A 15,232-nucleotide genomic window follows, 5' to 3' on the forward strand; every position below is an offset into this window, starting at 1 on the left:
GCTACCACCCGACAAGAGCAGCCGCGACCTCCCACACCGGAGCCGGGACGCCCGCGCCCGCGCCCCTCTTCCCCGCACCCTCCGCCTCCTCCCGCCCGGAGCCCCGCGCATGAGGGTCACCGACACCAGCGACCTGTGGTGGCGCACCGCCGTCTTCTACAACCTCGACGTGAAGACGTTCATGGACTGGGACGACGACGGCGTCGGCGACCTCGAGGGCCTCGTCCACCGGATCGACTACCTGGCCGAGCTCGGCGTCAGCTGCCTCTGGCTCGCGCCGTTCTACCGGTCCCCCGGCCGCGACAACGGCTACGACATCAGCGACTTCTACGGAGTGGACGAGCGCTTCGGGCACCACGGCGACGTCGTCGAGGTGATCCGGACCGCACACGACCGCGGGATGCGCGTGATCGTCGACCTCGTCGTCAACCACACCTCGGACCAGCACCCCTGGTTCCAGGCCGCCCGCTCCTCCCCCGACAGCCCGTACCACGACTACTACGTCTGGCGCGACGAGCCGCCCGCCGATCAGCCCGCGAACGTCTTCCCGGACGCGGAGGACGGCGTCTGGTTCCGCGACGAGGAGGCGGGCCAGTACTACCTGCACCACTTCTACCGGCACCAGCCCGACCTCAACACCGAGAACCCGGCCGTGCGCGACGAGATCGCGAAGCTCATCGGGTTCTGGCTGCAGCTGGGCGTCGACGGCTTCCGGGTCGACGCGGTGCCCTACCTGATCGAGCCCGGCGAACGCGACGAGCACGAGTGGCTGCGCCTGCTGCGCCGCTTCGTCTCGCGGCGCTCCGGCGAGGCGATGCTGCTGGGCGAGGTCAACGTGACCCGCGAGGAGCAGCTCGGCTTCTTCGGCGGCGAGGACGCGGACGAGCTGTCGATGCAGTTCGACTTCATCGGCAACCAGCGCCTCTACCTCGCGCTGGCCCGGGAGGAGGCGGCGCCTCTCGTCGAGGCGCTCGCGAGCCGCCCCGAGATCTCCGTCGGCAGTCAGTGGGCGAACTTCGCGCGCAACCACGACGAGCTCACCCTCGACCAGCTGAGCGACGACGAGCGCGACGAGGTCTTCGCGGCGTTCGCTCCGGAGCAGTCGCAGCGGATCCACGGGCGCGGCATCGTCCGCCGCCTCCCGCCGATGGTCGACGGCGACCCGCGCCGCGTCCGCCTGGTCCACAGCCTGGTCTTCTCGCTGCCCGGGACCCCGGTGCTCTACTACGGCGAGGAGATCGGGATGGGCGAGAACGCCGACATCCCGGGCCGCAGCGCCGTGCGGACCCCGATGCAGTGGAGCAGCGCCGCCAACGGCGGTTTCTCGCGCGCCGACGCCTCCGACCTGATCGCCGCCCCTCCCGGCGGCGGCTTCGGACCCGAGCACGTGAACGCGGCCGCGCAGCTCCAGGATCCGGACTCCCTCCTGGCCCACGTGAAGGGCCTCGCCTGGCTGTACCGGCGGTCGCCGGAGATCGGCTGGGGCGAGTACACGCACCTCCCCTGCGACGAGCCGAGCGTGCTCGCGCACCGGATGTCCGCGTCGACCGGCACGACCGTCGCAGTGCACAACCTGGCGTCGAACCCGCGCACGGCGCACCTGACGCTCCCCGACACCCCCGCCGGAGCGCGGCTGGTCGACTCCCTCGGCGGCGAATCGCTCCCGCTCGGCGAGGACGGCACCGTGTCGGTGCCCCTCGACGGCTACGGCGCGCGCTGGTTCCGCGTGGTCACGGAGGAGTCGCGCCGGCTGGTCTGAGCGGAGGGGCGGGGCTCTTCTCGACAGTCCAGGAGTCGTCGCAGTCGACGTCGAGTGCGACGACTCCTGAGTTCTCGCGCGAGCGAGCCGAGCGCGCGGCTCGAGAGTCCAGGAGTCGTCGCAGTCGCGCTCGAGTGCGACGACTACTGGGCTCTCGAGGGAGGCGGGGCAGGAACGGAGGACGAAAGCACCCACCGCACGAAACGATACGCGCCCCAGTCCACGGCATCGTTGACGCCGCCACCCTCCCCCGCCTACGGTAAGGCGCAACGTTTCGCCCCGCCGCACCAGGAGGATCCGCATGGCCCCCACTCCGCCGAGCCACCGCGTCCTCGCGAGCGGCAGCCGCATCCCCGCGATCGGCGCCGGCACGTTCGGCTCCGACCGCTACGACGCCGAGACCGTCGGCCTCGCGGTCGAGCACTCCCTCCGCGCCGGCTTCCGCCTCCTCGACTGCGCCACCGTCTACGGCAACGAGCCGCGCGTCGGCCGGGCGATCGCCGACTCCGGAGTCGACCGAGACGAGCTCTTCGTCATGTCGAAGATCTGGAACGACGCGCACGAGCCCGCGGCGGTCGTCGCCTCCGTCGAGCGCTCGCTCGCCGACCTGGGTCTCGACGTGCTCGACGCCGTCTTCGTGCACTGGCCCTTCCCCAACCACCACCCGCCGCACGCCGAGACCGACGCACGCGATCCGCACGCCCGCCCCTACGTCCACGAGGCGTTCCTCGAGACCTGGCGCGCGCTCGAGAGCCTGGTCGACCGGGGCCTCGTCCGGCACCTCGGCACCTCCAACGTCACGATCCCCAAGCTCGAGCGGATCCTCGCCGACGTCCGCATCGCCCCGCAGCTGAACGAGATGGAGCTGCACCCCTGCTTCCAGCAGCCGGAGCTCTTCCGCTTCTGCCTCGACCACCGCATCCAGCCGATCGGCTACTCGCCGCTGGGCTCGCCGTCGCGGCCGGAGCGCGACCGGGTGGAGGGCGACATCGTCGACATCGAGCACCCCGCGGTGCGGGCGATCGCCGAGGAGCGGGGCGTGCATCCGGCCGTCGTGTGCCTCGCCTGGGCGGTGAACCGCGGCCAGATCCCGATCCCGTTCGCGGTGAAGCCGGAGCAGATCGAGGCGAACCTGGCCGCCGCCTCCCTGGTGCTCACGGCCGAGGAGCAGGAGGCGCTGCGCGGCGCCGAGCGCAACAACCGGCTGATCAAGGGCCAGGTCTTCCTCTGGCCCGGCAGCACCGGCTGGCTCGACCTGTGGGACGCCGACGGCACGATCCCGGGCTGGAGCGGCTACGGCTCGCCCCGCGCCACCCTGTGACGTGGCCACCTACAAGGACCTGCAGCGGCTGACCGGCCTCTCGCTCTCGACCATCTCGAAGCACTACAACGGGCTCCCCGTGCGCCCCGAGAACCGGGCGGCGATCGAGGCGGCGGCCGCCGAGGTCGGCTTCCGGGTCAACGGCTTCGCTCGAGGCCTGCGCTCGCGGCGCTCCCGCACGGTCGGAGTGCTGCTGCCCGCCCTCGACAACGAGTTCCACCTCTCGATCATCGCGGGCCTCGAGCGGGCCCTGCGCGAGGAGGGCATCGGCGTGCTGGTCGGTGTGAGCCGCCCCGAGCCGGGAGCCGCGGTCGACCTGCTGCTCGAGAAGATGGTCGACGGGATCGTGGCGGTGCCGTCCGCGGGCGACGTCGACGCGCTGCGCCGCGCCTCCGAGCAGGGCACCCCCGTGGTGGCCGTCGACTGGATCGACGACGCACTGGTCACCGATCGCGTCGCGCTCGACAACGCCGGCGCCGGCGCCTCCGCCGCCCGCCACCTCCTCGACCACGGCCACCGCTCGATCGCGGTGCTCGGCGGGGAGGACGGAGTGTCCTCCACCCGGGAGCGGACCGCCGGCTTCCTCGCCGCCCTCGCCGAGCGCGGCGTCCACCCCGCCGCCGACGCCGTGGTGCGCGGCCCGCTGACGGTCGAGAGCGGGGTCGCCGCCGTCGAGCGGATCCTCGCCCTGAGCCCCCGGCCGACCGCCCTGTTCGCGAGCAACCGCGAGCTGACGGTCGGCGCCCTGATCGCGCTCGGCGACTCCGGACTGCGCGTGCCGACGGACCTCTCCGTCGTCGGCTTCGACAACGTCGAGCTGGCCCGCGTGGTCCGCCCGCACCTGACCACGATCGCCCAGCCGACGGAGGCGATCGCCGCCGAGGCCGCCGCCCTCGTCCGCCTCCGCCTCGACTCCGGGGCGGAGCAGCCCGGTCCCCAGGAGCGGAGGCTCCCCGGCCGCCTGCTCGCCGGCTCGTCCGTCGCCCACCTCCACGACCTCTAGGAGCTCCTCTTGCTGACCACGACCCTCCTCCACCCCGAGATCCTGCACGCGCTCGCCCGCGCCGGCCACGGCTCCCGCGTCCTCATCGCCGACGGCAACTACCCCGTCGGCACCACGCTCGGACCGAACTCCGCGCTGGTGCACCTGAACCTCCGGCCCGACATGCTGACCGTCGACGAGATCCTCGACGCCCTGCTCTCGGCGATCGTCGTCGAGGAGGCGACGGTCATGACCCCCGCGCCCGGCATCGACGTCCCCGCGCAGGACTCCTTCCGCCGGTCCCTCGACGGCGTCCCCTTCACCTCGCTCGAGCGGCACGCCTTCTACGCCGAGGCGCGCACGCCCGACGTCGCGCTCACCATAGCCTCGGGCGACCGCCGCATCTACGCGAACCTCATCCTCACGATCGGCGTGCGCCCGGCCGACGCGTCCTGAGCGAGGGGCGGGCGGGGCGTCGTCCCGCCCGACCCCGCTCCCTGAGAGTCCACGAGGCGTTCTCACGGCCGGCATCCCTACTCTGGTCGGCGTGGATCTCGACACCCTCCTCAACATCGGCCTCGTCGTGCTGTTCGTCCTCCTCGGAGGCGTCTTCGCGGGCACCGAGATGGCCATCGTCAGCCTCCGCGAGAGCCAGGTCCGCGCGATCGAGGCCGGCAGCGAGCGCGGCCGGCGCATCGCCGAGCTCGTCCGCAACCCCAACACGTTCCTCTCCGCGGTCCAGATCGGCGTCACGCTCGCCGGCTTCTTCTCCTCGGCGTACGGCGCCTCGACCATCGCGCCCGACCTCGTGCCGCCGCTGCAGTCGCTCGGCCTCTCGGCCTCCGCCGCCTCGACCGTCGCCCTGATCCTGATGACCCTCGTCATCGCGTACCTCTCCCTGGTGCTGGGCGAGCTGGTCCCCAAGCGCCTGGCGATGCAGAAGTCCGTCGCGTTCACCAAGGCCCTCGCGCCCCCGCTCAACGCCCTCGCGCGCCTGATGCGCCCCGTGATCTGGCTGCTGTCCGTCTCGACCGACGCCGTCGTCCGCCTCCTCGGCGCCGACCCGCGCGAGAAGGGCGAGAGCGTCTCGGCCGACGAGGTGCGCGACATGATCTCCAGCAACACCGAGATCCACGAGGACAGCCGCCGGCTGCTCACCGACATCTTCCGCGCGGACGACCGCCGCGTCGCCGAGGTGATGCGCCCGCGCCCGGACGTCGACTTCCTCCGCGGCGCGCTCAGCGTGGCCGAGGGCTACGCGGCGGTCCTCGACCAGCCGCACTCGCGCTACCCGGTGGTCGGCGACGACTTCGACGACGTGCTCGGCTTCGTCCACGTGCGCGACCTGATGTCCGCGTTCCCGGAGGCGGGTCGCGCCGGCACCGCGAGCAGCGTCGCCGACATCACCCGCCCGATCCTCGCGGTCCCCGGCACGACGAAGGTGCTCGCGGCCCTGCGCACCATGCGCCAGGACGGCCACCAGATCGCCGTCGTCATCGACGAGTACGGGGGAACCGACGGCATCATCACGCTGGAGGACCTGCTCGAGGAGCTCGTCGGCGAGATCTACGACGAGTACGACGGCGCCCGCCAGGCGGTCGACGCGAAGGCGGCCGAGCAGCTGCACGACGTCGACGGCGGGATGATCCTCGAGGACCTGGCGGAGCAGCTGGGCATCGAGCTGCCCGAGGGCCCGTACGAGACGGTCGGCGGGTTCGTCCTCGACCGGATCGGCCGCGTGGCCGTGGTGGGCGACTCCGTCCTCGTCGGCGACCACCTGCTCCGCGTGGCCGAGACGGACCGCTACCGCATCTCGCGGCTGACCCTCGTGCCGCAGCCCGCGTCGGAGCCGAGCCCGCCGACGGCGCCCGCCGTCTGACGGGCGACCGGCCGCGCCTAGGGCAGAGGGCCCTCCACCCAGCGCGTGGCGGCGCGGCCGCGGGCTCCGGGCTGCGCGATCCACAGTCCGCCGGCGTGCGGATGACGCGCCCGCTCGTCCGCCGAGAGGTCGCGTGATGCGGAGGTGACGACCGCGATGTCCAGGTCCTCGCCCGCGAAGGCGATGCTGGAGGAGTGCGGGGCGTCGATCCTGATTCCCTCGCCCTCGACCGGGCTGCCGTCGGCCTCGAACACGCGGACGCCGCTCCCGCCCCAGACCGCGACCCACACGCGGCCGTCGGCGTCCACGGTCAGTCCGTCGGCGAACACGCCCTCCTCGAGCTCGACGAACGGCTCGCGCGGGCCGTGCTCGGCGTCCGCGTAGGAGCGGCGGTGGATCACGCCCGACTCGGTGTCGGCCGAGTACAGCACAGAGCCGTCCGGCGAGAAGCCGAGTCCGTTCGAGAGCCGCAGGTCGTCGTCGAGCACGGTGACGGATCCGTCGTGCTCGATGCGCAGCAGGACGTCGTCGCCCGCCGACTCGCCGAGGGTCAGCGAGCCGACCAGGAGGCGCCCCTGCGGGTCGATCGTGCCGTCGTTGAAGCGGTGCCCCTCCGGCAGCAGCTCGGAGCCGCGCGTGAGGGAGCCGTCGACCTCCAGGATCGCGAGCCGCCGGGTCAGCGCGACGAGCGTCCGCCCGTCGCCCAGGGGCAGCGCGGCGCCGACCTGCTCGCCGACGTCGGTGCGCGAGATCGCTCCGATCCCGTCCGCGGTGACGGGGGCGGACAGGACTGCGCCGGCCTCGATGTCGACCCAGGTGAGGCGGGCGGTGTCCGGATCCCAGACGGGCCCCTCGCTGAGGACGTAGGTGGGGGTGCCCGCGGGCGTCGCGTCGATCATGCCTCCACGCTAGGCCGAGGAGGCGGGCGGTGTCAGGCCCCGCGGAACGGATCCGGGCTCGCGTCCACCGCGCCTCGCTCCGGATCCGGGCCGATGAGCTCCGCGCCGCGCTCCGCCTCCGGTGGGCACCGATCCCCGGGATACACCCGCTCGGCGGTCCCTGACAAGGGGTGAATAGCCCGGCGATATGGAGCCGCCGGCGGGTCTAGTGTCGTCTCGCCGCGCTCGGGACAGCGTTCCTCCGCAACGACGCCGGGGCGACAGGAAGGCGCTCGCCATGTCGACATCCACCAGTCCGCGCGGCCCGGTCCGGAGCCTCGTGCCCGCCCGCATCGACAGGCTCCCCTGGACCCGCTTCCACTGGTCGATCGTCGTCGGCCTCGGCTTCTCGTGGGTGCTGGACGGACTCGAGATCCAGATCGTCGCCTCCGCCGGCTTCGCGAAGGAGTTCGGGCTCTCGGCCTTCGAGGTCGGCCTGCTCGGCACGATCTACCTGTGCGGGCAGATCGCGGGCGCCCTGATCTTCGGGCGGCTGAGCGACAAGCTCGGGCGGCGCAAGCTGTTCATCCTGACGCTCGTCATCTACCTGGTCGCCAGCGGCCTGGCGGGACTCGCGCCGAACTACGTCTTCCTCGCCGTGTTCCGCTTCTTCGCGGGCATGGGGATCGGCGGCGAGTACGCGGCGATCAACTCCGCGATCGACGAGCTCATCCCCTCCAAGTACCGCGGCCGCGTCGACATCGCGATCAACGGCACCTACTGGGGCGGCGCGGCTCTCGGCTCCGCGGCCAACCTGTTCTTCCTGAACGACGCGCTCTTCGCCGAGAACGTCGGCTGGCGCCTCGGCTTCTTCCTCGGCCCGATCCTCGGACTGGCGATCATCTACCTGCGCCGCCACATCCCCGAGAGCCCCCGCTGGCTGATGACGCACGGCCGCGAGGAGGAGGCGGAGCGCACCGTCGACGAGATCGAGCGCCGAGTGGAGGCGGAGGGCGGCGTGCTCGAGCCGGTCGACGACGCGAAGGCGATCACCGTGAAGGCGACGGAGAGCATCCCCTTCCGCACCATCGCCCGGGTGCTGCTGCGGCAGTACCCGAAGCGGACGCTGGTGGGCGCGACGATGATGATCACCCAGTCGTTCCTCTACAACGCGATCTTCTTCACCTACGCGCTGGTGCTCGAGAACTTCTACGGAGTCGAGCAGAGCGCGATCTCGTACTTCTTCTTCCCGTTCGCGATCGGCAACCTCGTCGGGCCGCTGGTGCTCGGCCACCTGTTCGACGTGTGGGGCCGGCGGAAGATGATCTTCCTCACCTACGGCGTCTCGGGAGCGGTCCTGGCCGTCTCGGCGGTCCTCTTCAGCATGGACGTCCTCACCGCGACGACGCAGACGATCCTCTGGTGCGTGTCGTTCTTCTTCGCCTCCGCGGGAGCCTCGAGCGCCTACCTCACCGTGAGCGAGATCTTCCCGCTCGAGCTGCGCAGCCAGGCGATCTCGTACTTCTTCACCCTCGGCCAGATCGCCGGAGCGGTCGCCCCCGCCCTCTACGGCGCCCTGATCGGCGACGGCAGCGACCGAGGACCGCTGACGATCGGGTACTTCGTCGGCGCCGCCGTGATGATCCTCGGCGGCGTGATCGCCCTGATCTTCGGCGTGGACGCCGAGCGCCGCAGCCTCGAGAGCATCACCGAGCCTCTGTCGACCGTGAAGTCCTGAGGGCGGATCGCCGCGAGGCCGGGAGCAGTCCCGCGGCGTCTCGGAGCCGGCGTCTCGGAGCCGGAGTGGGTCCGCGTCAGTGAGCCGGGCGGTAGCCGGTCCGGTCGTCGGGGGTGATCGAGCGGAGGACGCGGGCGGGGACGCCGGCCGCGACGGTGAGCGGAGGGACGTCGCGGGTGACGACGCTGCCCGAGCCGATCACGGCCCCGTCGCCGATGGTGACGCCCTGGTTGATCGTGACGCCGCCGCCGATCCAGACGCCGTCGCCGACGACGACCGGCTTCGCAGTGCAGGCGCCGGCGGCGCGCTCGGCCGGGTCGAGGGCGTGGTTCGACGTGTAGATCGAGACGCGGGGGCCGAACAGCACGTCGTCGCCGATCGTGATGGGGGCGCCGTCGAGCAGGATGCAGTCGAAGTTCGCGTAGAAGCGGTCGCCGATCGTGATGTTGAACCCGAACTCGCAGCGGAACGTCGGCTCGAGGTGCGCGTCCGCGCCCACGGAGGCGACGAGCTCGCGGAGCAGTGCCTCCCGCTCGACCGGCGGACGCCCGAAGCTCGCGTTGTACGCGTTCGAGGCGAGGACCGCCCGCTCGCGCGCGGCGACCAGCTCGGGGGTCATGTCGTCGTACACGGCGCCGGTCAGGATGTGCGCGCGCTGGTCCTCGAGGGTCATCGTCGTCCGTTCGTCGGTGTCGGCGCCCCGACGGGCGCCCGCGCCCACGCTACGGGGCCGCCGCGCGCAGGGACGCCGCCTCCTCCGGCGACACACCGCTCCTGCAGCGATGTCTCGATGACGGAGCGGCGTCTCGGCGGCATCCTGCAGCAGGAGCGGCGTCTCGGCGGCATCCCGCAGCAGGAGCGGCACCTCCGCGCCGCCACTCCCCCGCCGCGCAGCAGGCGTCAGCCCACGTGCACGCCCGGCCGGCGGTCGCGGCGGGACTCCGCGCGGCGGAGGACCTCGCGGGTGACGGGGGCGACCTCGCCGGTGCCGGTGATGAGGAAGCGGAACATGTTCGAGATGGGGCCGCCCTCGGTCCACTCGAAGTAGACGTCCGGGATCACGCCGGTGAGGTCGCGGATCTCGAGCAGCACCGTGGCGATGGTGTTCGGGATGTTGCCGCTGGTCACCGTGAGCACGCGGAAGCCGTGGCAGACGCGGCCCTGCACGACCAGGTCCTCCTCGAAGTCGGAGGAGTCGGTGGTGTGCACCTCGAGGAAGAGCACCGGCCCGCGCATGGGCAGGTTGCTGTCGCGCTGCTCCTCCGCCAGCTTGTCCCGGTACTCGGCCTCGGAGCCGTCGTCGGGCTCGTTCGCGAGGATGCGGATCACGCCGTAGTCGTCGGCGTCCGTGGAGAGGAAGTCGATCGCGGCGGCGTCGAACACCACGGAGGTGGCGCGCAGCTGGAACGAGCGGTGCACGCGCGAGACGAGCGAGACCGCGAGGATGCCGACGATGAAGACCGCCGCGATCCTCACGCCGTCGGGCCTCTCGACCACGTTCACGACCGTCGTGTAGACGAAGACCAGCGCGATGACCGCGAAGCCCGCGGCGCGCTTGCGCTGCTTCCTGCGCTTCGCCGAGAGGAACACGGCGACGGACGCGGAGGTGATCAGCACCAGCACGCCGGTCGCGTAGGCCCCGCCCTGCGCGTCGACGTCGGCGCGGAAGAGGATCGTGATGACGAAGGCGACGACGGTGAAGACCAGCACGAGCGGACGGACGGCGCCGGCCCACTGGGGAGCCATGCCGTAGCGGGGCAGGTAGCGCGGGACGATGTTGAGCAGGCCGGCCAGCGCGGAGGCGCCCGCGAACCAGAGGATGCAGATCGTCGCGATGTCGTAGACCGTGCCGAAGCCCTCGCCGAGGTACTCGTGCGCGAGGTAGGCCAGCGCGCGGCCGTTGGCCTCGCCGCCCGGCTGGAACTGCGCCTGCGGGATGAGCAGCGTGGTGACGAAGCTCGAGGTGATGAGGAACGCCGACATCGTGACGGCGGCGGTGATGAGCAGCCGCTTCGCCCCGCGGATGCGGCCGACCGGGGCGTCCTCGGTGTCGCCCGCGTCGCCGCGGATCTGCGGCATGACCGCGACCCCGGTCTCGAAGCCGGAGAGCCCGAGCGCGAGCTTGGGGAACACGATGAGCGCGATGCCGACCATGATCAGCGGATTCCCGTGCTGGGTCGTGAGCGCCGACCACCAGTCGCCGATGACGACGGGGTTCTCGGCCACGTGCCCGATCGCCACGGCGATCACGATCGCGTTGAGCAGGAGGAACACGGCCACGAGCACGACCGCGATCGAGATGGCCTCGCGGAACCCGCGCAGGAACACGATCCCCAGCAGGGCGATCAGCCCCAGCGTGAGCGGCACCTCCGCCCCGTGGAACCAGGCGGGGGCGAACGGGTTCTCGACCGCGTGCGCCGTCGCGTCGGCCGCCGAGAGGGTGATCGTGATCATGAAGTCGGTGGCCGCGAACCCCAGCAGCACGAGCACGAAGAGCTTGCCGCCCCACCAGGGCAGCAGGCGCTCGAGCATCGCGATCGACCCCTCGCCGCGGAAGCTCTCGCGGGCCACGCGGCGGTAGACGGGGAGCGCGCCGAGGAGGGTCAGCACCACCAGGACGATCGTCGCGAGCGGCGAGACCAGGCCGGCGGCGAGCGCCGCGATCGCCGGCTGGTAGCCGAGGGTGGAGAAGTAGTCGACACCCGTGAGGCACATGACGCGCCACCAGGAGTGCGTCTTGCCGGTGGCCGCGTGGGGGCCGGGGTGGGCTCCGGAGTCGTCGCGGAGGCCCTCGAGGAGCCACGCCTTCACCCCGCCCGCGCGCGCGGAGGAGAGAGGGGAGGGTTCGAGGGCGTCGGGGTCGCCACGGACGACGGAAGAGGTCACTGGATGTTTCTACTCGCCGTGAGGAGCGCGCCCGCCCGGAATGAGCGGATCCTCACGCTTTCCTCACGGGTAATCGGCTGGGGAGGGACGTCGACGCGCGATCCCGCGTCGTGAGGGGGTCGTGAGGGCATCGTGAGCGTCGCGCGAGCGGACCGTGCGGATCGGCCCGGTGCGCGTCCGCGTTCCGTCAGGATCCCCTCGCACCCGCCGTCGCGGGCCGACGATGGCGCTCGTGCACCTGCTCCTCCGCCTCCTCGACGCCGGTCCCCGCTGGGGCCGCCACACCGTCGGCGCGAGCCGGTACGGCGTCGTCCGGAGCGAGCTCGTGGTCTTCGCGCCCGGCACCTCCGTCGAGGAGCGGAGGCGCCTCCACCTGCACGCGGCCGGTCCGCAGCTGGTCGTGGCCGTGACGGCCGCCGGCGCCGTCGGGACGCTCGCGCTCGACCGGCTGCCGCTCCTCCTGCTGGCCGCGCTCGCCCTGCCGACCGCGTCGCTCCTGCTCCTCTCGGCCCGCTCGACCCGCCGCCTCCGCCGGGCCTGCGCCCGCCGGCTCGTGATCGCGGACGTCGACTCCCCCGCCGTCGCCGAGCAGGCGGCGATCGCGGCCGCGCTGCGGCGGGCCGACCGGCTGCTCGACGCCGGCGTCCTCACTCCGCTCGAGCACGAGGAGGTGTGGGCCTGCGCCCACGACCGGGTCGCGGGCCGCGTGGCTGACCGCCGCTCCCAGCCCCGGGCGGGAGGATCGGGGACGTCCGCCACCGATGGGAGCCCCTCATGACCACACCGCGCCGCGCACTGATCCTCGTCGACGTGCAGCAGGAGTACTTCAGCGGTCCGCTCGAGATCCAGTACCCGCCGCACGCGCAGTCGCTGCCGAGGATCGCCGCCGCCCTCGACTCCGCCGCCGCCGCGGGCCTCCCAATCGCCGTCGTCCAGCACAGCGCGGGCGAGGGAGCGCCGATCTTCGACCCGTCGGGTCCGTCCTTCGCGCTGCACCCGGAGATCGAGAAGCGCCGCTCGGATTCGTGGAAGAACGTCACGAAGCAGTTCGGTACGGTCTTCGCGGGGACCGACCTGCTCGACTGGCTCCGCGAGCACGACGTCGACACGATCACCCTCGTCGGCTACATGACCAACAACTGCATCCTCGCCTCGGCCGCCGAGGCGGAGACGCACGGGCTCCGCGCCGAGGTCCTCTCCGACGCGACGGGCGCGATCGCGATCGCGAACGACGCCGGCACGATCGACGCGCACTCCCTGCACACCACGCTGATGGCGCTGCTCAACTCGAACTTCGCCGCCGTCGCCCCGACCACCGTCTGGATCTCGGCGCTGAAGGGCGAGTACACCCTCCCCATGAGCAGCCTGCCCGAGTCGGCGACGGCGGGCGCCGCTCGCTGACCCCTCCCCGCGAGACGCCGCTCCGGTGCGGCCGGCACGGCGTGTCGCGGACCGGAGCGGCACCTCGCGGAGGGAGGACGGTGCGCCTCAGCGCAGCGACTCGAGCACGGCCTCCAGCTCGTCGACGGCGAAGTCGATCTCGGCGGCGGTGACCACGAGCGGCGGCGCCAGGCGGATCGTCGAGCCGTGCGTGTCCTTGGCCAGCACTCCGCGGGCCATCAGGGCCTCGCAGACGGCGCGGCCCGAGGCGAGCCGCGGGTCGATGTCGATGCCGGCCCAGAGTCCGGCGCCGCGGACGGCGACCACTCCGCGGCCGATCAGCGCCTCGAGGCGGGCGTGCAACTGCGCGCCGCGCTCGCGGGCGAGGGCCTGGTACTCGCCGGTCGCGAGCATCTCGACGACTGCGAGGCCGACGGCCGCGGCGAGCGGGTTGCCGCCGAAGGTGGAGCCGTGCTGGCCCGGCTGCAGGACGCCGAGCACGTCGGCGTCCGCGACCACGGCCGAGACGGGGACGATGCCGCCGCCGAGCGCCTTGCCGAGCAGGTAGACGTCGGGGACGACTCCGACCAGGTCGCAGGCGAAGGTGGCGCCGGTGCGGCCGAGGCCGGACTGGATCTCATCCGCGATGAAGAGGACGTTGCGGCGAGCGGTGATCTCGCGGACGGCCGGGAGGTAGTCGGCCGGCGGCACGACGATGCCCGCCTCGCCCTGGATCGGCTCGATCAGCACGGCGACGGTGTCGTCGTCGATCGCGGCCTCGAGGGCCTCCGCGTCCCCGAACGGGACCGTGCGGAATCCGGGCGTGAACGGGGCGAAGCCGTCGCGCGCCTCCGCGTCGTCGCTGAACGAGATGATCGTGGTCGTGCGGCCGTGGAAGTTGCCCGCCGCGACGATGATGTTCGCCCGGCCCGGAGCGACGCCCTTGACCCGGTAGCCCCAGGCGCGGGCGACCTTGATGCCCGACTCGACCGCCTCCGCGCCCGTGTTCATCGGCAGGACCATGTCCTTGCCGGCGAGCGCGGCGAGCGCCGTGACGAACGGGCCGAGGCGGTCGTTGTGGAACGCGCGGCTGGTCAGGGTGACGCGGCCGAGCTGCTCGCGGGCCGCCTCCAGCAGCACCGGGTGCGAGTGGCCGAAGTTCACGGCGGAGTAGGCGGCGAGGCAGTCGAGGTAGCGGACGCCCTCGACGTCGGTGATCCAGGCGCCCTCGCCGGTGGCCGCGACGACGGGCAGCGGGTGGTAGTTGTGGGCGGCGTGCTCCTCCTCCGCGGCGATGAGGGCGGCGGAGCGGGCGGTGTCGGTGTCGGTGATGCTCATGTCGTTCCTCCTGAGGGGACGATCGACTCTCCAGGAGTCGTCGCACTCGGCGTCGAGTGCGACGGATCGTGGACAGTGGAGGGTGGGTCGGCGCTGCTGATCGCCGACCACGGGGAGTGGGTCAGCGGCGCAGCTCGAGCGTGCAGCACTTCACGCCGCCGCCGCCGAGCAGCAGCTCGGACAGGTCGACGCCGATCGGGTTGTAGCCGCGCTCGCGCAGCTGGCGCTCGAAGCCCGTCGCACGGGACGCGATGACGACATTGAGGCCGTCGGAGAAGGAGTTGAGCCCGAGCACGGACGCGTCCTCCTCCGAGACGAGGATCGCGTCGGGGTAGAGCTCGCGGAGGGTGCGGTTGCCCTCCTCGCTGAACGCGCTCGGAAGGTAGGCGATGTTCGTGTCGTCGAGCACGGCGATCGCGGTGTCGAGGTGGTAGAACGACGGGTTCACGAGCTCGAGCGTGACGACCTCGCGGCCGAAGACGCGGGCGACCTCGGCGTGCGAGTCGGAGGCGGAGCGGAAGCCCGTGCCGGCGAGGATCCGCTCGCCGACGAGGAGGAAGTCGCCCTCGCCCTCGTTGACCTCCTCGGGGACGCGGACGTCGAAGCCGGCCGAGCGGAACCAGTCCATGTACGCCGGGCCCTCGGGCTGGCGCTCGGGGTAGGTGAAGGAGGCGCCGTAGGCGATGCCGTCGATCACGAATCCGCCGTTGGCCGCGTAGACCATGTCCGGCAGTCCGGCCTCGGGCTCGATCAGCTCGATGGTGAAGCCCAGATCGGCGTAGGTGTCGTAGAGGGTCTGCCACTGCCGGACGGCGAGGGAGGTGTCGGTGGGGACCTGCGGGTCCATCCACGGATTGATGCGGTAGACGACGGTGAAGTGCTCGGGACGGCACATCAGGATCGTCTTCGCGACGGGGGTTCGGGCGGGTGCCTCGGCGAGCACGGCGGTATCGGTCATTCGAGTCCTCCTGCGAAAGGATGCGGATGAGCGGACCGGGTCCAGTGGCTCCGTGCCCCGCGCATGACGCAGCGGGATGGAGCACGCTCGCGCCCAGTCTTGCACGCGCCGAT

13 protein-coding genes are annotated in these 15,232 nt (G+C 72.2%); 8 read left to right on the forward strand and 5 right to left on the reverse strand.

What is annotated here, in order from left to right; translation table 11 throughout:
* Positions 1-109: 109 nt before the first annotated feature.
* The 5 genes from C5D50_RS02525 to C5D50_RS02545 all read left to right on the forward strand — a co-directional run bounded on the left by C5D50_RS02525 (position 110) and on the right by C5D50_RS02545 (position 5,941).
* Entirely contained in the window at positions 110-1,759 is a 1,650-nt protein-coding gene (locus C5D50_RS02525; protein ID WP_104282630.1) for an alpha-amylase family protein, read from the forward strand.
* A gap of 301 nt (positions 1,760-2,060) precedes the next feature.
* Positions 2,061-3,080 carry an aldo/keto reductase gene (locus C5D50_RS02530; protein ID WP_104282631.1) on the forward strand — a complete coding sequence of 340 codons (1,020 nt, stop codon included), beginning with the start codon at positions 2,061-2,063 and terminating at the stop codon, positions 3,078-3,080.
* Position 3,081: 1 nt separating this feature from the next.
* Entirely contained in the window at positions 3,082-4,083 is a 1,002-nt protein-coding gene (locus C5D50_RS02535) for a LacI family DNA-binding transcriptional regulator (protein WP_104225079.1), read from the forward strand.
* A 9-nt stretch (positions 4,084-4,092) separates the two neighbouring features.
* Positions 4,093-4,518 (forward strand): RbsD/FucU family protein, encoded by a 426-nt coding sequence (locus C5D50_RS02540; protein WP_104269762.1) that lies wholly within the window; start codon positions 4,093-4,095, stop codon positions 4,516-4,518.
* A gap of 91 nt (positions 4,519-4,609) precedes the next feature.
* Complete coding sequence (locus tag C5D50_RS02545) at positions 4,610-5,941, forward strand: hemolysin family protein (protein WP_104233863.1); 1,332 nt, start codon at positions 4,610-4,612, stop codon at positions 5,939-5,941.
* A 17-nt stretch (positions 5,942-5,958) separates the two neighbouring features.
* Here C5D50_RS02545 and C5D50_RS02550 read toward each other — a convergent pair whose 3' ends face one another.
* Positions 5,959-6,840, reverse strand: a complete 882-nt coding sequence (locus C5D50_RS02550) for an SMP-30/gluconolactonase/LRE family protein (RefSeq protein WP_104282632.1) — start codon at positions 6,838-6,840, stop codon at positions 5,959-5,961.
* Positions 6,841-7,117: 277 nt separating this feature from the next.
* On the opposite strand from C5D50_RS02550, the gene C5D50_RS02555 reads away from it, so the two are divergent.
* A complete protein-coding gene (locus C5D50_RS02555) occupies positions 7,118-8,557 on the forward strand; it encodes an MFS transporter (protein ID WP_104225083.1) in 1,440 nt (479 codons plus the stop codon).
* A 76-nt stretch (positions 8,558-8,633) separates the two neighbouring features.
* Here C5D50_RS02555 and C5D50_RS16940 read toward each other — a convergent pair whose 3' ends face one another.
* Positions 8,634-9,230 carry a sugar O-acetyltransferase gene (locus C5D50_RS16940; protein ID WP_104225087.1) on the reverse strand — a complete coding sequence of 199 codons (597 nt, stop codon included), beginning with the start codon at positions 9,228-9,230 and terminating at the stop codon, positions 8,634-8,636.
* Positions 9,231-9,457: 227 nt separating this feature from the next.
* On the reverse strand, positions 9,458-11,443 hold the full coding sequence (locus C5D50_RS02565; RefSeq protein ID WP_374955341.1) for an amino acid permease: 1,986 nt from the start codon (positions 11,441-11,443) through the stop codon (positions 9,458-9,460).
* 232 nt (positions 11,444-11,675) lie between these two features.
* Here C5D50_RS02565 and C5D50_RS02570 point away from each other — a divergent pair, with 232 nt between their 5' ends.
* Together C5D50_RS02570 and C5D50_RS02575 are read left to right on the forward strand one after the other, a co-directional pair.
* On the forward strand, positions 11,676-12,221 hold the full coding sequence (locus C5D50_RS02570; RefSeq protein WP_146086867.1) for a DUF6611 family protein: 546 nt from the start codon (positions 11,676-11,678) through the stop codon (positions 12,219-12,221).
* Positions 12,218-12,844 (forward strand): isochorismatase family protein, encoded by a 627-nt coding sequence (locus C5D50_RS02575; protein ID WP_104248270.1) that lies wholly within the window; start codon positions 12,218-12,220, stop codon positions 12,842-12,844. The genes C5D50_RS02570 and C5D50_RS02575 overlap by 4 nt, the downstream gene beginning before the upstream one ends.
* 87 nt (positions 12,845-12,931) lie before the next feature.
* Here C5D50_RS02575 and rocD read toward each other — a convergent pair whose 3' ends face one another.
* Together rocD and ddaH are read right to left on the reverse strand one after the other, a co-directional pair.
* Positions 12,932-14,161: an ornithine--oxo-acid transaminase gene (gene rocD / locus C5D50_RS02580; protein WP_181027169.1), complete on the reverse strand. Its 1,230-nt coding sequence runs from the start codon at positions 14,159-14,161 to the stop codon at positions 12,932-12,934.
* A 121-nt stretch (positions 14,162-14,282) separates the two neighbouring features.
* Positions 14,283-15,119, reverse strand: coding sequence for a dimethylargininase (ddaH, locus tag C5D50_RS02585; RefSeq protein ID WP_104226838.1), 837 nt, complete (start codon positions 15,117-15,119; stop codon positions 14,283-14,285).
* Positions 15,120-15,232 lie beyond the last annotated feature (113 nt).

The sequence above is a fragment of the Rathayibacter sp. RFBD1 genome (genome assembly GCF_002932915.1).
In the GTDB taxonomy this organism is placed as follows: domain Bacteria; phylum Actinomycetota; class Actinomycetes; order Actinomycetales; family Microbacteriaceae; genus Rathayibacter.